The sequence below is a fragment of the Barnesiella intestinihominis YIT 11860 genome, assembly GCF_000296465.1.
Lineage (GTDB): Bacteria > Bacteroidota > Bacteroidia > Bacteroidales > Barnesiellaceae > Barnesiella > Barnesiella intestinihominis.
The window spans coordinates 304,598-324,614 of sequence record NZ_JH815204.1 but is presented as its reverse complement, the minus strand read 5'-3'; the positions used below and the strand labels follow the sequence as shown (position 1 = coordinate 324,614).

Here is a 20,017-nt window from a genome sequence, read left to right as displayed (position 1 = left end):
TACACTTTTTCCAACGAATCGAGTACCGAACGCAAAAATTCCACCGCAAGCCACAGAAATCCCAAGAAAACCACTACCTTTGCATTCAACAAGCGTTCTGTAACATCCATGCGGAAATGCCCTATCGTTCAACACGTTGAATCTGATAGCGGACATTCCACAAAAAGGCTGAAAAGAGGCGGTACAACACGTATATGCAAAGCTGTGAAATACAACGATTTGCATTTATCCCCACATTCTGTGTATTTGTCAAAACAGAGGTTGTACCGATTAAAATGAATAGTCACTGATAATCAGTGATGTAAATATGCTGTATCGAAAAGTGCCGGAAGTGATGTAACTGCTCCGGAGAAGCATAATGCCTTGTTGCAATATATCCAAGAATATTCAACTAAAGATACACCTCTTTATGGAGGAGTTATCATTCAAGATGGAAGTAACTGGCTATATTCCAAACTACCCATTGAGAATACAACTGATTTGTTAAACTGGGATGCTTTTTATCCTAAAAACGCATAAAGATTATGGCTAAAGGTATAGATCCGAAATTTGTTCACTACGGTATTCGTAAGGATGACTTGTCAATGATAGAAGCTATTTGCGAAGTTGAAGGGATAGACTTTGAATGGCTCAGTGAAGATATTCTGAAGGCCTATCATGCCAAAAAGGTTGATGTGATAGAAATGAGTGATAATGAAACGGAAGACATCATCCGTAATGCAATCCAAAAAATACGTCAATAAATACGATTATGCTGATACAGAGAATTAAAATAAGCAATTATAAGACTTACTTGTCACTTGATCTGGATTTGACAGTCGATGATGATCGCCCGATTATTCTGATTGGCGGTGCAAATGGTGGCGGTAAGACTACTTTATTCGAGGCCATAAGCGGAGCTCTTTATGGTCTAAAAATTGAGAACAAAGAGCATTTCATGGAATTGCTCAATCAGGGAGCCTTAAACACAGTCAAACCAGAGATTTCCTTACAGGTAACATTTGTAGGGAAAGTTCTCGGCCAGCAACAGAAGTACATATTAAAGCGTGTTTATCAGTTAAATCCGCAAGGAAAACCATTGGAAAGCGTATCGCTGAACATGAATGGGAACATGTATGTTTACGGTACGATGACTACTCCCAAGGACCGGGTAAAAGCAGAACAGGAAATCAATAAAATCATCAAAGCTAATCTGCCTCAGGAACTGAGTCAGTATTTCCTATTTGATGCAATGCAATCGAGTGAATTGCTGAAGAAAAATGTATTTGCCCAAACCATTCGTGATAATTTCGAGAATGTGTTGGGCTTCAAAAAATACCTTCAGTTAAAGCGTGCCGCTGAAAAACTACAACAGGAATGGGCACAGCAACGTCTTGAAGCAGAAAAAGAAGCACAGGAATATAATGAACTATGCGCACAAAAAGACAAGCTGACCGCAGACTTAAATACGTGTATAGCAGAACAAGATGCAAAATATAAGTATCTTGCGTCGGTAGAAGTGGAATATAAACGGGCAAAAGACGGTGCTCAAGAAGCTTCTGCCCTTAATAAAAAGATACAAGAGCTTGCCGGCAAAATTGACGATATTGTAAAACGTGCAGCAACTTATGCTGAGGATTTGAAAGCATTTGTTGACAACATAGAAATTGATTTATTCTTGCCTAAATTAGCTTCGAACCTGGCACAAGAAATCAATAATATTCTGCACATAAAAGAACAGCTTCAGAAAGAGAATACCGGTGCTTATCCGTTGGAGACATTGAAAGACGTAACAAACAAAATTATAACTTACTTAAAAGATTTGTCACTGTGCAGTGAATCTGTGGATGAAGAACAGGTTGTATCTCATATTGTAGCTATCCAAAATAGTACTAATAAAGAAGATCCTTTTGGTTATCTTGACGAAGCGGAAGTAACCGCTTTGACTAACTTGGTAAAAAGAACTGGCTCCAATCAGTTCATTGCACTTGACCGCCAGCGCCAGGAACTGGAAATTCAACTTTCGACGTTGGATAACTTACGTTCGCAAAAACAGACATTGGAACAAACGCAAGCCGGTGGTAACGAATATCTAATTCAAAATTATGAAGCCTCTCAGAACCAGATAGAGAAACTGAAAGGTCAGGAAGCGACACTGAAAGCAGACATTCAACGTCTTGAGAAACGGATTCATCAGTTTGATGTACAAATCCAGCAAGAACCTGATATTAAATTCGACACTTTGGTCAAGCTCAAACCTCTGTTTGAAAAGATTGCAGACAGTTTGCTGAAGAAGAAAAAGCCCAGATTGAAAGTGAAATGCAGCAGCAACTTAACAAGTTACTTATTTCATACAAAAGTCATGTAGCCAAAGTTGAGTTGTCTGACAGCATTGAACAATTCAATATAAAGCTCTATCATACTGCCGGAAATGAGATTTCATTGAATCAGCTCAATGCTGCATCCAAACAAATCTTCATCCAAGTTTTATTGAAAGTATTACGAAACCTGGGAGATTATAATCCGCCTGTAATGATTGATACAGTAATGGGGGTTCTCGATAATGAAAGTCGTGATGCCTTGATGGAAGAATATTTTCCACAATTGGCAGAACAAACTATTTTGCTTTGTACGACCTCTGAAATCAGGACAGACAGCGACTATATCAAACTGGAACCGTTTATCTCTAAAACCTATACACTTCATCGCAATGTAGAAGCACAGAATACTACGGTTGAAGACGGTTATTTTGGTTTAACTCTTAATCAGTAAAAGAAATGAGCATCATAAATTTTTCAAATACGCGTCAGATGGAAGGATTGTTTGATGCAATCAATCCAATCAAGGAACTGATTGAATCAAAAATCAATCTTTCCAGAACGGCTGATCGTGAAAAACGTATAAACTTGAATCAGAATAAGATAATGCGTATCTGCTTCATCGTGGGACTAAGTTTGCCTACAAAGCGTTCCATAGATGATTACAAGAATATACAATTGTCTGTGTCATCCATACGAATTACTCCCAGTTTTTTCACAATGCACGATTTAAGCACCTTATATTCAGCATTGTTAAAATTAAGGTATTCGGACTTGAACATTGATTGGACTCAAAACGCTACGCTTTCTCGAATTATCGCAGCAGAAATGCTCCGTGGACGTGACTATCTGATAGCTGACAACAATCTGGATTCCTTCTTATACGCTATGAACAACAAAGTAGCCATGGCAAAAGATATTCCAGTTCTGAATCTTCTGATTGGTAACTATGGTGATGAAGAAATGGAAGCGACTTTGGATATAAACAGTCGTTCCATTACCAACTCACAGATTATTATTGCGGGAGCTACAGGTTCCGGAAAGACCAATCTGCTGGCTGTTTTGATTCAGCAATTCAGAATGTTATCCACAGAATCACAATATCCCGTGAACTTCCTGCTGTTTGACTACAAAGGAGAGTTCAGCGATATACAGAATAACCATTGGTTGGCACTCTTCGATGTGGACCGTTCTTGTATTCTGGATCCATTGACACAGCCATTGCCTTTTACTCCATTTAAGGATTTCACAGAACGCTCTATCAATGAAATTAATCTGTATTCTACAGAAATGTCTTCTGCTTTATATTCTATAGACCGAGTAAGTGCGAGTGCCAACATGAACAATCGTCTTAGTGAAGCTATTGTAGAAGCCTATAAATCGACAAATGGCGCCCCTATTTCATTTGAATTAATGCTGAAATGCTATCAATCACGAATGAAAGATGCAAATAATGATGATAGTATTTCTTCTGTTCTGAAGCAATTGGTTAATGCACATATCTTTGAATCAGAAGATAAAGTTTCTTTGATTGATGACAGCTACATCATTAAGATGGATGGGTATCCCAAAGATGGACCTATAGCCAAAGCTATTGTGTATTTCCTGATGTCTAAACTTAATAACATTTATGAGCTATGGATAAACAAGCAGTAAATGATGAGGTAGTACAAATACGTCATTTCTCTATTATTGATGAAGCTCACTATATGCTTGACTTCGACAATCGCCCACTGCGTAATCTAATTGCAGTAGGACGAAATAAAGGTTTAAGTATTATTCTTGCCACTCAGAATATGAGTAGTTTCAAATCAAAAGGTTTTGACTTTTATGCCAATGCTCAGTATCCTCTGATTATGAAACAACAGACTATTGACGATAAGGTCATCAAAGACTTGTTTGGTGTGAGTGGCCAGGAACTTCAAGAAATCAGGACAGCGATAGCAGGGCTTCAAAAAGGCGAGCTGATTATAAAAGACCAAATGGCCTTTGCCCTGGGCATGGGGAATAAGTATAAGAAAATTAATGTGACACATTTGATATAATAAGTATGGCTTGCAAAAATAATATTATACTCACCTCAACTTGTATAATAAGTAGTGTAACTTGTGTCGTTTTGACATTCTGGGGGCAAATAAAAAATAATGGAACTATAACGACTGATTCATACATAGGGATTATAGCTTCATTAATTGGTGTCTGTGCTACAATAGTTGTTGGTTTTCAGATTGCTAGTTTTTTTGAACTACGTAACTTAAAACAACAAATAGATCAAGTTGAAAAACAACGCAAAGATTTAGAATTATACAAGACAACCATTTCAAATGAAATACATTTATCTAAAACAGGTATGTCAAACGCATTTGGTATTTTATCTGTAGTAGAAAAAGGGTCTTTACTAGGCTTTGCTGCACGTGTTAGTTCCATCGTTTGTGATGATCTGCAAGCTACACCTGGTAATATATTACTAACTAGATACCAACAGTTGTATGATGAAATCTCTTTTTTCTTAAAAACAAATGATTATGTAGATTTAATGTATCCTATAACAGAAAATCTTAAATATATTCATATACCGCAGAATAAAGAAAATTATACTGAGATTATGAAATTGCATTTCGATATCATCACAATGATGGAGAAAGCGAAACAGAATCTTGTGAAATAATGGTTTTGTCCATAATAAGTGTAATATAAAACTAATAAGGAGAGGATTCAATATGAAAAATATAGATTTGGATTATGAGATACCAGAAAAAACATTGACTGGTAGAAAACACATTTCTATTTTAATAGGAGCCGGTTTTTCTGCACCTCAAGGGTATCCGATAGGAAATACAATGAATGAGAATATTTTAAACTTTGAGAAATATAATGCAGATTTTTCCCCAAGTGGGGTACTGTGCTGTTCAACAACTGGAGAAAAACCTACTTTTCAGGGAGAAGGGATACTTAATCTGCATCAAAAACATTTCGTATTTTGCAAGCGTCTAATAAAAAAGTATGCAGAGACACATAAGTTCGACTATGAAGAGTTTTATGACTTTATAAAAAGTGAAGAAGTATATAACTCATGCTACGAAACATTGTGTGATGATTTATTAGACGAATATACGGATTATGGAGGTTTCGTCTTCAGTTTGCCCGACATCTATAATCAGATGGTAAGATATTTGCTGAGAGACAAAGATGGTAATTCTTTTTATGAAAACCAGCCATTCCACATAAGCTTTGTGGAACATTACGATGGCTTTCTGAAATACCTAAGTCACTTGAAAGAAGATTACATCATTGATGTGCATACACTGAACCATGATTTACTTTTTGAATCTTTTAATAAGACTGAATATATCAATGGTAGTATTTCCGACGGTTTTGATGAATATGGTTCTGAGTTTTACGGAATACTGAATAGAGACAATACTACTTATCATTGCCGGTTAGAAAGATACACAGCCAGATACGACGCTCCTATAAGGCTTTATAAATTACATGGCAGTTTAGATTATGTGCCTTATTACAAGACTGTTGAGAACAATTTTATGATACCCATCAAGTATGTGAAAATAAGGGAAGGTATTGGCGTAAGTGACTTATTAAGAGGGATACGAAGCAAAATGGGTTATGAAAGTTGCCCAATTGCTTACCACGCAGATTTTCTGACCGGCACAACCTCTAAAATAGAAAAATACAACAATCCATTACTTTTCAAGAAACTCTTCAAAAGATTCAGAAAGAACCTGCGAAAAGCAGAAAAACTGATAATCATAGGATATGGATGTAAAGACGAAGGAATTAACAAAATAATATTGGAGAACTTTGATTTCGCCCACAAAAGTACTTATATCTTTGATAAGTATGCAGGTGATAAAGTCTGCGACTTTGGCAAAAAACTCTCGGCCAATGTAATAGATGGAATTGAAATTGAAGATATAGTTCCTGAAATTTTTCAATGAGTAAATATAGCGAATTATGGAAAATAATCGTACAACATTTTTGATAGGCGCAGGAACACCGCTTGACTTGGTTTTACCACAAGATGTGATTAAACCTTCAACTACAGAAATCACAAATGATGTTCGTAGGGTCTACACAGATTATCTTACTCAAGGTGATACAATAACTATTGTAGATGATATCTACAACTGGCTAATGAAAAATTATCCACCAGACCGTTCTAATCCATATGTAGGTGAAACACCTACCCCTTATATTCATTTTGAACATTTGTTTCACGTATTAGAGATGTTAGATGCTTACAGTTGGGTATGGAGCAGAAACAGTAAAAACCCAAATCTATATCCGGTTTTCGCTCCTTTTGTCCAACCTAATATAAGTTTTGACACTAATACACTTAGTTCTGTCATGGACCAATTTATCCTTAGAATAATGGATATTGTGAATGGATATGATTCTAATTTCTTAAATTATCACACTAATGAATGGTATTGGAAATTTTATCAACAGTTTGCTAAAGACAGTGACTTCTTTGTGTTAAACTATGACGCCACGATAGAAAAGGCAATTGGTACTTACGAGGATGGATTTGAAGCGGATGGTATTCAAAATGTATTTCTACGATTCAATCCCAAAAGGCTGTTTGAAAATCCTAATGGCTTATCTACGATAAATCATATGCATGGATGTATAAATTATTACTTCCAATCATATAAAAATATTAATGAAGATATCTATACTTTTCTATTCCATGACTTATATAAATATCCTGACTATGCAACAGTTAAAGGATTGATGACAGGACGAGGACAAAGCCAGCCATGCACCCAATCAGGAGAAACATACTATTCTTCTCCTATCGTTACAGGATTGCGTAAAACGGACAAGCTAAACTGTGTTCCATTTGACTTTTATCATGCCAATATGACCAATTGTATTATCAGAAATCACAAACTGGTAATTGCAGGATATAGCTTTGGAGATTTGTATTGTAATAACCTCTTGGAAAGAATGAATTTCTTGCATGGCGACCAAAAACGTATCGTACTTATTGATTTTTGGAATATTCAAAAAGGAGATAGAATACATGGAGGATATTGGCTAAATCAAAATCAAGGACAATTTCTTTGTCACATGACCAATTGTGGTGATTTCGACGGAGTTATTCATCAACTATATAAAAACGAAAATTCTCAAACAGGTGCCTTATACAGTGACAATGGATGCCTAATGGTATTACCAAAAGGATTCAAACATGCAGCAACTTGCAGTAATGAGATTGTTGCTTTCCTAAACTCATAAAAATAGAATAAGGGTACATCAATACTTATTTATTTTGAACTTATAATTTGAAACAATAGCATCCAAAAAACTAAAGAAAGGACCGTATCATTACTCAATGCTGAGCTTGATATGGTCCTTTTTAAGTATAATATTACAATCTGTAATTTTTGGCAGTCTATCACTCTCGGAAGAAAAAATTCCTCTTCTGCGGCAATCATGAAGCAACGGTCAGCATGTCGTTTGCCTGTTCTCTGCTGGTTATCTGTAAGTCACACAATGTCGCCCCTAAGGATTACCTAAATGACATTATAACACCCCAATATCCTATCATAAAAAGACACCCATGAGGGACCCTTGAGTCAGCTCTCGCCCAAATGGAAGTTGCAACATTCGGGAAGTCTATTGACCAAACAAAGCTCGGAATCCGGCAACTAATACTGACACTTACATATAGGTTTCAATAAAACGATAGCGACTACAACTATTAGGTTCTTAATGACAATCGCTATTGTTGTATATGAAGGTTCAATGCCTGTAGTTTATCGAATGCTTACTCTAATTCGCTTGTCCTTAAAGGAGCTTTGTATCTGACTCTTTGTGCAATACTTAGTCGTTAATAAACTCCTCTAGTCGTATATAACTTTGCCATGTCACATTTTTACAAAGTTTATCTACACTGATTAAATATGACGCATAAGAAGGGTCTCTGTTCTTTTTTGCTCTATAGAAATCAACATATGAACATATCGCCCCGATTGTAAGACTGCCTGCTATTGAAGCAATGCCAAACGGTTCTTCCATAAGAGCAGCAAAGGTTCCCAAAGCCGTAAGGGAAACAGGAACTCCCGTTGTAATGGGCAAACATTTTATATCCCTCCAACGATCCATGCTTTTCTTGTATTGTTCTTTCGAATCTAATAATTCCTTCACGAAATCTTCATTTACTTGTCCTGCATGTTGGATATTTGAAATCTTGGCAAGATGATTGGTAAAATCATCAAATTTCTCTCTCAGCAACTTTCTTTCATCCTTCCTTTTATTAACGAATGTAACAAGTTCACGTGCACTTACTTCCCCTATATTTTGAGGTACGATATCCTCTAATGTAACTGAACAGAAAAAACCTTTGGCCGTGGGATCTTGAAGAAAATCACCGAAATTCGCATTTTCACTGAAGTAAGGATTTATTGACCACGCATCCAAATCATCAGTACCTCTGTTAAGATTACGTATTCTTGCAACCACTTGTGATAACTTAAACATATATCCTCTTGCAAGCTCTTTTGATAAATGAAGCCAATTGTCTTCATCAATAAAGTGTTCTCCTATCAAATCTAGAAAAGGATATAACCTATTATCAATTTTTCCGGGATGAATTCTATCTTCATCCGAAGGAATAAGGCCTGCAGGCATACGATTTTCTATCCTATCACAAAGTTTCAAGAATTCTTCAAATGTGTCCTCTCTATCCTTGTCATCCAACTTGATATCTCTAACTAAGTCTTCATCAACCAACGCTTTGATTTCATCACTATCATTAGGAGAATAGCCTTCAGGAACAATCCTATAAACGTGGTCCCAAAGTAATAAACTTGATTTTACCCATGCCTCATTTTGGAATTCAATATGAGGATAATACAATATTGAATTTGGTTTCATATCTTTACTTCTATACTAATATGTTATTCTCAGTCCCTTTTAATTCTTATTCTATTTCTGAACGAAAAGAAATTCTTTACCAAAACTTTTCCTTAATACATTTTTATGCATCTTGAGGAACAATCAACGGATAGATTACGATAGCTATTAGCTTACATGTATTTTCTCCGTTTAAATTTTGATTATTATCTATAATAGCAGTGTTGTTCATGTCTGTAAAATTACATTTTTCTTTAAGTACTTTTGCAGCATTTAAAGTATTGTGAATAAAAAAAACTGCTTTTGGTGTGGTTCTTCCGCGACCAAGAAAAAATAGTCAAAAAAGGAACAAACAGCTATATAAGTGTAAATCTTTCGGTCGTCAGTTCGTAGGAAGTTTCCGTCTCGATGACGAAGTCTTAAAGTCCGAATACATTGAGGGAAACCAGACCTTAGATCAGTTTGCTTCTAAATATAATGTTAACAAAAGTACTATTTGGCGTAGGTTCAAATCTATGTGTCATGTCCATGTGATTTCCCGTCATAAAGAAGTGGTCATTAATGTGGATACAACCTATTGGGGCGCAATTTTGGCCTCATGGTCATTAAGGATTCTTTTCGTAACAAAATACTGTGGCACAAATTTGTCCGTACAGAAACCATTGCGGATTATCTCAAAGGTGTGGAGTTCTTGCGTTCCCATGGATTCATTATTCACGATATTGTCTGTAATGGACTATGCGGCTTGTTTCAATCCCTCCGACAGTATAAGGTACAAATGTGCCAGTTTCATCAGATAATGATTATAAGACATTATCTCACAAAGAAACCAGATATGAAAGCCACACAAGAACTACTTGCAATCTCCAAAATGATTACACATACCGATAAAGAGGGCTTTATACGTATATTGGAAAAATGGCACGAGCAATGGAGTAACTTCATAAAAGAACGAACTATTGACAGAAAATCCGGGAAATCAACCTACACATATCCAAGACTTAGAAGTGCTTACCTCAGCTTAAAAAGAAACTTAAAATGGCTGTGAACATTTCAGGATTACCCCAAATCACATCTAACAAGGCGAAAGGACCTCGTTACATGAACACGATATCATTCATAGAAAAACTCGGAATTATTCGGCAGAGAGCTGGACAGTTTTATGATTTGCCTGTTGGTATGCTATTGATATTGTTTTCCCTAATTTTCTATATCTATGGCCAAATTCCACTATCAGAATCAAGTTATGAATGTCCAATGAGCAATACCACATACTCTCTTACAAAAATTGGTTCATAATTATGCTAAATTCTATCATGGACTCTGGCAAACGTGATTTCCTTAACTGGATAATCTCAGCTACAACTCCATTGAAAATCCGGCAAACAATCTCATATTTGCAAGTATGAAAAGTTAAATATGCTTTCCAAAATCAACCATTTGTAGGACCTGTTACTGGACTAATATACTAGCGATGTCGTATTGCGGGATTACGCCTTGTTTGCCCCGATGTATACCTTGCCATCTGGAAAAGTATATTTATAATGTATCCTTTCATTATTATGGTATACTACTATTCAATAAATATTTCATTGACATAGCGTTTTTAACTTATTTGTAAAATCGAAATCACTAAATTAAACCCAATCATATCACTGCACTCTACATTGATATTATCCGTTATTCTAATTGTTTCCTGTATATAAAATCCAGTGTATTACCATCTTTATCTTTCCACTCATTCCATCCATTGGCTGGCCGCCCTATACAAAAATCGGCGGCTGTACTGGGGCTGGAGAAGGTTTTGTCAGAATCCATTATCCAAACACCGTTATTCAAAGTAGCATACTCCTCGACCATCTTTTCTCGCTTTGCTTTCCATGTAAAAGAAGGAACGCAATTATTGGCGATGATACTACCCTTTAACACAGTAAATCCTGCAGAATTATAAAATCCTTTTGCATTACAGCCTCGGGCTTTTGTATAAAACAGGTGCTCTTCCTTTGGCTGGGATATTTCAAAGATGTCACAACCAATGAATGATGCGAGGAACCTGATATCCTCAAAAAACTCATCCATGGCATCTCTCTGATGTTCGGGAAGATTTGGTGCTTTGGGAATCTGCTTGTTCTCATTCAATACAAACGAGTTCGACTGTTTGGCTACTACAATTGCGCGATATTCCAGATATTGCACGTCGGCTTTGGTCATATCTTCGTCTTTTGAAACAAAGACAAGCGCTTTCTGCCAGAATGCTTTTTTACTGTCATGGTCTTTTACCCGTTCCTTAAAATTTTCGGTCTCTCCGATATAGGCCTGCGGTTTCGTCACCTCATCTTCTCCGATCAGTATGTAGAACGCCGGCTTGTGCAGTTTCTCCTGCTCATTCAGATAGGCCAAGTTCGAGCGTGGAATTACAAACATCTGACAAATCTTGTTACTGATGAATGCATACTGCGTTCCTTTTGGATCGCCGTCAATGAGGTATGTAGTTATTGTTTTTCCCATAATGGTAATATTTATACAACAAATTCATTTAATTCTTCTTTCAACTGTTTCCAATTCGGGAAATATTGAGTTAGTAAAGCTGTATATTCTTCATTGTGTAATCTAACTTTGATATGTAATAATTCATGTACCACAATATATTCAATGCAACGAACAGGTTTCTTGATTAATTCAAGGTTAAAAATAATATTTTTCGTACTGTGATTACAACTTCCCCACAATGTTTTCATCTGCTTGACTTCCCATTTATTTGCCTTTACCCCTAAAAGATATTCCCATTTCGCAATTAGAGGAGTAAGTATCGATTTAAATTCAGATCGATACCATTCTCGTAGCACCTCCGCTCGACGCTCTGCAGATGCTCCGTCTCGAACATATAGTTTAATATATTCATTCCCCTGAATCTCTACTTTTGCAGGAGCATTATGATACAAAACCTTTAAACGGTATCTTTGCCCCTTAAAGTAATGATTCTCCCCAGATACGTATTCACGGGGTGTTTGGCGATTCTGACCAAGAATCTGGGTTATACGTTGATTTATCCACGGCATTTTCGTAATCAAGAATAATCGCACAGCCTCCTCAGTCATTCCAATAGGTGCAGACACATGAACACGAGCATTAGGTGGATATATTGTAAGATGTATATTCTTAATTTCCTTCCACTCGACTTCTACAAATATATCAGAAACTTTAATAATAGTCATTAGTATTCTTTTTGTGCAACGATCAGCTGCATTATATCATCGAGCTTATCTTGTTCTACTCCTTTCAATGCACTTTCAACAGCCCTTCGCAATGCTCTCATCTTTTTCAGACCACTACTGTCCATATCCCTAAAACCATCGCGAGCATTTGCTTTGATAATTTCGTGAATACGGAGTGCCAAAGCTTCATTTCCTCCAAGATTATCATAAAGAGCTTGTTTCCCCTTTGTATCAATGGTTGCAGGGTATTTTGTCTTAATGGTCAATCGAGCCTCTTTCAGTTTCTCAATGAGTTGTTTTATCAATTCCTTATATTGGATCTTACCATCTTTCTGTTCTTGAAGCAGGTGGTTGAGCAAATCAGACATTTTATCAAAGTAGGCCGGATTGTTCGGACGCTCGCTGATAATCATCTTTCGCATATTTGCCGCCAAAATCTCTGCAACAGAACGTTCATTCTGCTTGATTTTCTTTGGCAGCGCATCAATCGCCTTATCACCCTCCGTATCAATCAGGTCAAGAAATGAGATATCGGCTAAATCCACCAATTTCTCACTATCTTCTGCTCGTACATAGTTATCAATAAGCTGACGCATTGCTGGATCATAATATTTCAAATCGAGCGCATCTCCACTTTTTAATTTTATTTCATCTTTGATATCATTAAAATAGTCAACCTGCTTTTTGATATCGGCAGCCTCCTCTGCTGTATAGCCAGCCTGTTCCATCTCATTGGCTATGTCAATATAACGGCGCACCAAACGCGACACAAGTTTATAGAAGGTTTCGCGTTTATTGGCATTCCCCTCACATTCATTTTGCTGATTTTCAACAGGAGTATTCTCCGCATAGACAAAATATGCAAAATAACCTTCTCGCGTTTGCGGATGTATCACCTCACACATCGTATATACTGCCTGTAATGACTCTTCCAAGGCCTTGCGACCTTCGGCAAGACGAGTCAAAAGAAGGCCTTTAACATCGTCGGCATCGTAACCATCAAATGCCCCATTCGTATAATCCTCGATTGCACTCTTTACCGCTCCAAACAGATCTTGGTAATCAATAATATACCCGAAATCTTTTTCCTCACTATCTACTCGATTCACACGACAGACCGCTTGGAAAAGATTGTGATCCCGCATTTTTTTATCGATGTAGAGATAGGTTGCCGACGGTGCATCAAATCCGGTCAATAACTTATCTACGACAATCAGCAACTTCATATCTCCGGGATGGTCCGTAAACACCTTTTTCGCCCAAGTTTCAAACTGTTCAGGAGTTTTGTCGCCGATCATTCTTTGGTATATCTCATATTTTGTGAGATCCTCGGTCTCTCCATCACCTTGATACTCGTCTTTTACCGATGCAGTACTCGCATCGTAACTTGTAACCACAGCGCAATGCCCTTTCAACTCTGTCGATTGAAAAACCTCCCAGTAACGACACGCCTGATAAATACTGTCGGCCACAAGCATGGCATTTCCATAGCCGCCTGCCAAAGCCCGTTTGGTACTCATATCTTGGCAAATATCCGCGACGATACGGTCGATACGCTCCTTACTGCTAAACAGCTTCTCCATTTTTGCCCAACGCTCTTTTAGAGCTGCCCGGGCAACCGAACTCAAGCCCCTAGTCTTCGCGTCAAACCACTCATCGATTTTCTCTCGTTTGCCCAAGTATTGTTCTACATTTCGGGCCTCATAACGCAAGTCAAGAATAACCCCATCTTCTACGGCCTCATTAAACTTATAGCTATGTATATAAGAACCAAAGGTCTCTATCGATTTTTTCTTATCCGTATGGAGCAAAGGCGTACCCGTGAAACCTATCAGCATCACATCGTCACCCATTATATGCTTCATGGCTTCGTGAAGCATGCCTCCTTGTGTGCGATGACATTCATCAATAAAGACATAAATATTACCCTTCGCTCGAAAATCAGCGGGGAGCGATTTTGCCAACTCTTCAAGATACAAGTCGAGCGACTTACTTGCCTTCTTATTTCCTACCGATATGGCATCGCCGTCATTCTTATTGCCAAATTTGTGAATCAACGTGCAAATCAACCAAGGTTCGGCAGCATTGAGCATCTCAATCAGCTTACCACCACTCTTGGCTCGCTGAATCTGCTCCCCTGCATCTTTGAAGCCCGATTCTATTTGTTTGTCCAGCTCATCACGGTCTGTAATAATCACCACACGAGCATCACTTACGTTTTCTCGTATCCATCGGGCCAGCCAAATCATCGTAAGCGATTTACCCGAACCCTGCGAATGCCATATAATACCGTTTTGCTTCTTGCGAACTCTGGGTTGAGCTGCCTTGACGGCAAAATATTGATTAGGACGTGCCGCCTTTTTTACACCTCCATCGAAGATGATAAAATCATGGATATATTCCAATAACCTTGCGGGCTCAAAAAACTGCAACACACTACGATCCAACTCATTGGGATACTCACCCACTGTAAAATGCGATGGCTGGCACGGCTCGCCACACGGTTCTTTCCAACGCAACCAGAATTTTTCGGGCGTCTTGATTACACCATAGTGCAATCCCTCAGTATCGTTACCCGCAAAAAGTAACTGTATGGTCGTGAAGAATCGAGGAATATAACCGTCCTGCTGGTTACGAATATTCTGGCGAATACCCTCGTGAGCAGAGACCGTACTACGCTTGAGCTCGATTACGGCAAGAGCAATACCATTGACATAAACGACCAGATCGGGACGGCGGTCGCTTTCGCCTTGAATGGTTACTTCCTCGGCTATCTGGAGATCATTCTCCATCGGGTTCGCCCAGTCGATAAGGTGCACCATCTTTTTCTTTTCGGTCACCTCGGCCTGGACATTCACACCGTAGCGCAACAAGGTATACACCTCCTTGTTGGCGTTATATAATCCCCCACCAAGAGAGTTTGCCGCTTGCTTGAGTTTAGCGATGGCACCCCGTATCTCCTTGTCGGTATAGCCACACCGCGAGAGATATGCCGTGAGCAACTTTTCTTCGATATTGACGTTACCTTCACGAGTCTCCCAATTCCCGAGACAGGTGTACTTTAAGACATTCTTAAAGAGCCCTATCAACCTGTTTTGCGTTACACGCTCCTTTGCCCCGATATTTGTGTCCATAATATTATTTCGTTCTACCTCATTTTCTTAAAAGCATATCCCATCTATTTTCAAGAAATAACCACTCATATCAGTTTATTTCTCATCAATATATTTACCCCAACCGATTGGGACTATATTTTCTTTACACATATAATCCAACATTCGCCTTACTTTCCTTTCTTCAAAGTCTGCTTTGTGTTCACTCCACGCATAAAAGTCAGAGACCAGCAAATCATCTGTTATCCGCTCTCCCTTAATTATTCGGTTATTCCATACCGCATAAAGGGTTGACAAAATCTCTGCCTCGGCTAAATTCATCAAATTTAATTTGTCAAGCAAATTGTCTACGCGCTCGCGAATATCCTGCGGATATCGCTCGTATGCCATCTCCACCTCTTGTATACGAGATGTAGGGGTATAGGTATAATGTATTTTCCCATCTAACAATCTCTCTTTTTCTATATTAACATGACGATACTGTTTGAATTTTCGGTCAATATAGTTCATCAGTCGTTGATCGTCAGGGCCTGCAGTATTGCGTATATACTCCTCACCTAAATCTAATTGTGCATAACAGCCAACAAGATGTAACGACTTTTGTAACTTCGTACGCCCCCATCCTTTTGATTGCCACAACCTATTAACAATATGTCCAGCCCAAATATGGGCATCCACGGGAATTTCTCTTACTGCGGAGTCCCCTGGAACCAAGGGGACAACATTTGTCAGTGGTTTTGTCAAACGAATTTGTCCCGTTAATAGCTTTTGCATCATGCCCGATTTTAAGAGGCGGTACTTATCTCGCTGGGCTTCAAGGTCGTCTATCTCTTTATCCATATCGTTCAGCATCGTAGCAATCGCTATTTGCTCATCTTTTGTTTCTGGTAATATAATCCGGGAAGCGTTAAATAGCTCTTTTGATAGATTATATCGAGTTGCTCCTTGTGCCAAAGAAGTCATTAACTGGCGGCCTAATCTACTCCGAAAATAGTAAGCTAAATATAATCCAAGAACATTATCATCGGTCAATCTGTACCCAAAACAGAAACTATTTAAATATAGCTCTTCATGATAAGAAAGCAATACTGCACAAGTGCCTACATCTTCAGGGGTCTCTGACGAAGTATTAAAAAATAGATCCCCAAATTGAACTTTATTCTGCTGTTCATTCTCCCGAATCGTAATAGACCCAAATAAATTTTCCTTTAGTATCGGATTTGCCAATACATTTAAGAATGTAATATATTTTGCATTCCCTTGCCCAAAATCATCTTTGCTTTTTCCTGTTAATCCAGAGTATGTATATCCAATCTCCCCTAATTTCTTTTCCACCCATGGGTCGGAAAAGCCGGGGAGGCGTTTTTTGCCGGTTAGGAGTTGTGACATTGCCCCTTGCTTAATCAGGCGTTTCTTGGCGATTTTCTTATCCAATGTTGCAATCAATCCATCTATATCACCCAGCGCTTCAGCAATAGCCTGCTGTTCTGCCTTGATTCTAGACAAAACCACAGGGATATGCTCAATTTGATTTTGCGTAATCATTGGAATGGAGGTCTGACTATTAATAGAACAAATGTATTCAACTATTTTGTCACATTGTAACCAATAAGACAAATACTCATTATCACATTTAATTTTATTAATTAGAACAAGACTCGGATTAATAGTTGCTGGACCAATATCGTTTACAATAAAAGCACTTTTGCCCAGAGTCCCCCGTTGCGCGAATACAATATCCCCTTTTCTAACCATAATCTCAGGGGATTCATAATATTTCTGCCACGATATGTACTCTGCATCATGCAAATCTAAAACCATATTTGTAATATGCTTACCACCTATGGTATATGCACCTTGGCCGACACCAACAAGGTCTGCCGTAGTATACCCTCGAAAACCAATACGGCCATTAATCTTTGCGACACTACCAAGATTTACAATCTCCCAATCTTCGGGTATTATTCCTAACTCGGTTTGTTTATATCCTTGTGGTATATCCATCACTTACACTTTAATAATTATCAATCTGCCCACTTACAACCTCAACTTTTCAGATCAATATCCCATCTGTTTCAAATGTGCAGCAACTTTTGCTTCTAAATCGGCTATCTCGGCATCAATCTCGGGGAGCGTCTGTGCATAACGCTCCGCAAGAGCCGAAACCTTAGAAGTGAGCTGCTGACTGATATGCTGCATCTCGCCATCAAGGCGCAAGGCAAGCGATGCGAACCACTTCCGCTCGATAACCAAGCGCTTGATATCCGCCTCGGACAAATCGGCATACTTGACTACAAGAGCGGTAAGCAGATCGTACTTGCACTCCTTGATCAGTTTCTTATTGAGTGATATATCACCTTTGAGGTCGAGATACTTTTGTAGTACGGCAATTTCGTCGGCATCGGTTTTCTTATCGAGCGCCTTCATTCGTTTCTTGATATTGGCATCGGTCACCTTACCATCGGGGAAGTTGTCCTCATCGAGGTAATTCTCCGCCTGCTCCTCGACCAATTCCGCAAGCTGTGTCTCATTTTGTACCAGCAACTCCTCGGCCGCAGCAATAACATCGCGCTTCTCTGCAAAATACTCGTCGATAACGATTGGCACAGGCAGCAGGTCGCAAACGACATCTTCGGGCGTAGCAGCCTTTTTCTCTTTCTTCTTGGAAGCTGGTTGTGGCGTGTACAGTTGCACTGTCCAGCCTCCGGACGAAATCATATAGCAATCATCTTGCATCGTTTCACCCCAGTAGTTCATCAAACTGTCATAAACATCATACGCCTCGACAAGCGACTTATCTACCTCAAAGACAGCCAACAACGAGTTACCCAGCTGCTCGATAAGTTTCTTGGGAGCAAAACCCGGGACGAGAGCGTAAAGTTGAGCCCGGTGAGAATCGCACCACTCGGCAAAACTCTTCTGGAACACCTCTTTCTGATTACGGAAATCTACATTCCCGGTAACAGCATCACGCACTGCCTCCGGGTTACACTTCAAAGAATAGTAACCTTTGCGCGTAAGATGGTCGCAAAAGAGGTCATCACAAAGCGACGGACATACCTCCCAATAGGTATCGAGTTGGTCTATATCGTGTTTGGGCAAACCTCCATGAAGGTGTGCATCGATATCTTGCAGAATCTCCGTATCAGGAGCAGATATATAGCGAGGAATGTTGAGATTGTAATCGTTACGTTCAATCTCCTCCATAGGCACAAAGCGCGCATAATGAGGCACATCGCGTTGTGCTTGCCACACATCGACAATGCGCCGAATATCCTGCTCTCGCAGACGATTCTTAGCTCCATCTTTGATATATCCACCTTTGGCATCGATCATAAACACTCCCTTACGCCCTGCTGCTTCCGACTTTTCTATAATGATGATACAAGCCGGAATACCTGTACCATAAAAAAGGTTGGCAGGGAGTCCTATGATGCCCTTGATATACCGTTTTTCGGCAACGAGATATTTACGAATCTGAGCCTCGGCATTGCCTCTAAAAAGGACGCCATGAGGCAAAATGCAGGCGGCACAGCCGGTCTGTTTCAGAGAGCGTACGATATGGAGGAGGAAAGCATAATCGCCATTCTTTTCCGGCGGAACACCTATTTTAATGCCTTCGCCCCAACGATGGTATTCATCTTCGAACTTTGCACTCTTCAACCACGACTTTGTTGAAAAAGGTGGATTTGCGACAATATAGTCGAAGGTCTTTAACTGGTCGCTTTCCTTAAATTGAGGATCATTAATCGTATCGCCTTGTCTGATATCGGCATAGATTTCATTATGAAGAATCATATTCATTTTTGCCAAACCGACAGTAGCATTATCTTTTTCCTGACCATAGAGAGTTGCCCCACCGGGAGTTTCACACATAGCACGAAGAAGCAGGGAACCCGAGCCGCAAGTAGGGTCATAGATAGTCGTCTTTCTCCCATTTTTGGCATTTCCTAACCCGATAACCTCGGCCATCACACGACTGACCTCGGCCGGAGTATAAAACTGGCCTTTACTCTTACCGCTCTCTGTGGCAAAATTCTTCATCAGATACTCATAAGCATCACCTATAAGATCGTCATCTGCCGCTCTATTTTTGCTAAAATCGAGGTTCTCATTCTGGAAAACGGCAATAAGTTTACTTAGAGTTTCAACTTTATCCTTTCCTTTGCCCAGCTTGGTGTCATCTTCAAAATCGGCTACAAAAACGCCACCAAGTTGATTTTCCTCGGCAAGAGCAGCCATCTTTTTATTCATCTCCTCCCCAATATTCGGGTTACCTTTGAGAGCGACAAAATCCTCAAAGTAACAACCTTTAGGTATATCTATATCGAAGCCTTCGTCATTACGCTTTTTATCGCTGATATATTTAACGAAAAGAATGACCAACACATAATCCTTGTATTGACTTGCATCCATACCGCCGCGAAGTTCGTCACAGCATTTCCACAATGTACTATATAGTTCTGACTTTTTTACCGCCATAATGATTTTTCTAAGTTCTATTGAATATTTC

11 protein-coding genes and 2 pseudogenes are annotated in these 20,017 nt (G+C 38.9%); 7 read left to right on the top strand and 6 right to left on the bottom strand.

The window, feature by feature from the left end; genetic code table 11:
* The first annotated feature begins 524 nt into the window (after positions 1 to 524).
* From HMPREF9448_RS06130 to HMPREF9448_RS06105, 6 genes and pseudogenes are all read left to right on the top strand, one after another.
* Positions 525 to 743 (top strand): DNA modification system-associated small protein, encoded by a 219-nt coding sequence (locus tag HMPREF9448_RS06130; protein WP_008861737.1) that lies wholly within the window; start codon positions 525 to 527, stop codon positions 741 to 743.
* A gap of 8 nt (positions 744 to 751) precedes the next feature.
* A pseudogene (locus HMPREF9448_RS06125) lies at positions 752 to 2,751 on the top strand (AAA family ATPase).
* Between the two features lie 5 nt (positions 2,752 to 2,756).
* Positions 2,757 to 4,342 (top strand): annotated as a pseudogene (locus HMPREF9448_RS06120) (ATP-binding protein).
* 5 nt (positions 4,343 to 4,347) lie between these two features.
* Positions 4,348 to 4,965: a hypothetical protein gene (locus HMPREF9448_RS06115; protein ID WP_008861732.1), complete on the top strand. Its 618-nt coding sequence runs from the start codon at positions 4,348 to 4,350 to the stop codon at positions 4,963 to 4,965.
* Between the two features lie 52 nt (positions 4,966 to 5,017).
* Positions 5,018 to 6,253, top strand: coding sequence for a hypothetical protein (locus HMPREF9448_RS06110; protein ID WP_008861731.1), 1,236 nt, complete (start codon positions 5,018 to 5,020; stop codon positions 6,251 to 6,253).
* A gap of 16 nt (positions 6,254 to 6,269) precedes the next feature.
* Positions 6,270 to 7,556, top strand: coding sequence for an SIR2 family protein (locus HMPREF9448_RS06105; protein WP_008861730.1), 1,287 nt, complete (start codon positions 6,270 to 6,272; stop codon positions 7,554 to 7,556).
* A gap of 588 nt (positions 7,557 to 8,144) precedes the next feature.
* On the opposite strand, the gene HMPREF9448_RS06100 is transcribed toward HMPREF9448_RS06105, so the two are convergent.
* A complete protein-coding gene (locus HMPREF9448_RS06100) occupies positions 8,145 to 9,197 on the bottom strand; it encodes a hypothetical protein (RefSeq protein ID WP_008861729.1) in 1,053 nt (350 codons plus the stop codon).
* Positions 9,198 to 9,753: 556 nt separating this feature from the next.
* Here HMPREF9448_RS06100 and HMPREF9448_RS15035 point away from each other — a divergent pair.
* Complete coding sequence (locus HMPREF9448_RS15035; protein WP_418217015.1) at positions 9,754 to 10,224, top strand: IS256 family transposase, variant Zn-binding type; 471 nt, start codon at positions 9,754 to 9,756, stop codon at positions 10,222 to 10,224.
* A 632-nt stretch (positions 10,225 to 10,856) separates the two neighbouring features.
* Here HMPREF9448_RS15035 and HMPREF9448_RS06085 read toward each other — a convergent pair.
* The 5 genes from HMPREF9448_RS06085 to HMPREF9448_RS06065 form a co-directional block, all read right to left on the bottom strand.
* Positions 10,857 to 11,684, bottom strand: coding sequence for a GIY-YIG nuclease family protein (locus HMPREF9448_RS06085; RefSeq protein ID WP_008861725.1), 828 nt, complete (start codon positions 11,682 to 11,684; stop codon positions 10,857 to 10,859).
* An 11-nt stretch (positions 11,685 to 11,695) separates the two neighbouring features.
* Complete coding sequence (locus tag HMPREF9448_RS06080; protein WP_008861724.1) at positions 11,696 to 12,391, bottom strand: M48 family metallopeptidase; 696 nt, start codon at positions 12,389 to 12,391, stop codon at positions 11,696 to 11,698.
* Positions 12,391 to 15,525 carry a type I restriction endonuclease subunit R gene (locus HMPREF9448_RS06075; protein ID WP_008861723.1) on the bottom strand — a complete coding sequence of 1,045 codons (3,135 nt, stop codon included), beginning with the start codon at positions 15,523 to 15,525 and terminating at the stop codon, positions 12,391 to 12,393. Before HMPREF9448_RS06075 ends, HMPREF9448_RS06080 begins: the two co-directional genes overlap by 1 nt.
* 75 nt (positions 15,526 to 15,600) lie before the next feature.
* The gene (locus HMPREF9448_RS14165) at positions 15,601 to 17,508 is read right to left on the bottom strand and encodes a restriction endonuclease subunit S (RefSeq protein WP_008861722.1); all 1,908 of its coding nucleotides are present in this window, start codon (positions 17,506 to 17,508) and stop codon (positions 15,601 to 15,603) included.
* Between the two features lie 54 nt (positions 17,509 to 17,562).
* The gene (locus HMPREF9448_RS06065) at positions 17,563 to 19,986 is read right to left on the bottom strand and encodes a type I restriction-modification system subunit M (RefSeq protein ID WP_008861721.1); all 2,424 of its coding nucleotides are present in this window, start codon (positions 19,984 to 19,986) and stop codon (positions 17,563 to 17,565) included.
* Positions 19,987 to 20,017 lie beyond the last annotated feature (31 nt).

Coding starts and splice junctions, on each gene's coding strand:
- HMPREF9448_RS06130 (WP_008861737.1), top strand. CDS start 525: ATGGCTAAAGGTATAGATCCGAAATTTGTTCACTACGGTATTCGTAAG.
- HMPREF9448_RS06115 (WP_008861732.1), top strand. CDS start 4,348: ATGGCTTGCAAAAATAATATTATACTCACCTCAACTTGTATAATAAGT.
- HMPREF9448_RS06110 (WP_008861731.1), top strand. CDS start 5,018: ATGAAAAATATAGATTTGGATTATGAGATACCAGAAAAAACATTGACT.
- HMPREF9448_RS06105 (WP_008861730.1), top strand. CDS start 6,270: ATGGAAAATAATCGTACAACATTTTTGATAGGCGCAGGAACACCGCTT.
- HMPREF9448_RS06100 (WP_008861729.1), bottom strand. CDS start 9,197: ATGAAACCAAATTCAATATTGTATTATCCTCATATTGAATTCCAAAAT.
- HMPREF9448_RS06085 (WP_008861725.1), bottom strand. CDS start 11,684: ATGGGAAAAACAATAACTACATACCTCATTGACGGCGATCCAAAAGGA.
- HMPREF9448_RS06080 (WP_008861724.1), bottom strand. CDS start 12,391: ATGACTATTATTAAAGTTTCTGATATATTTGTAGAAGTCGAGTGGAAG.
- HMPREF9448_RS06075 (WP_008861723.1), bottom strand. CDS start 15,525: ATGGACACAAATATCGGGGCAAAGGAGCGTGTAACGCAAAACAGGTTG.
- HMPREF9448_RS14165 (WP_008861722.1), bottom strand. CDS start 17,508: ATGGATATACCACAAGGATATAAACAAACCGAGTTAGGAATAATACCC.
- HMPREF9448_RS06065 (WP_008861721.1), bottom strand. CDS start 19,986: ATGGCGGTAAAAAAGTCAGAACTATATAGTACATTGTGGAAATGCTGT.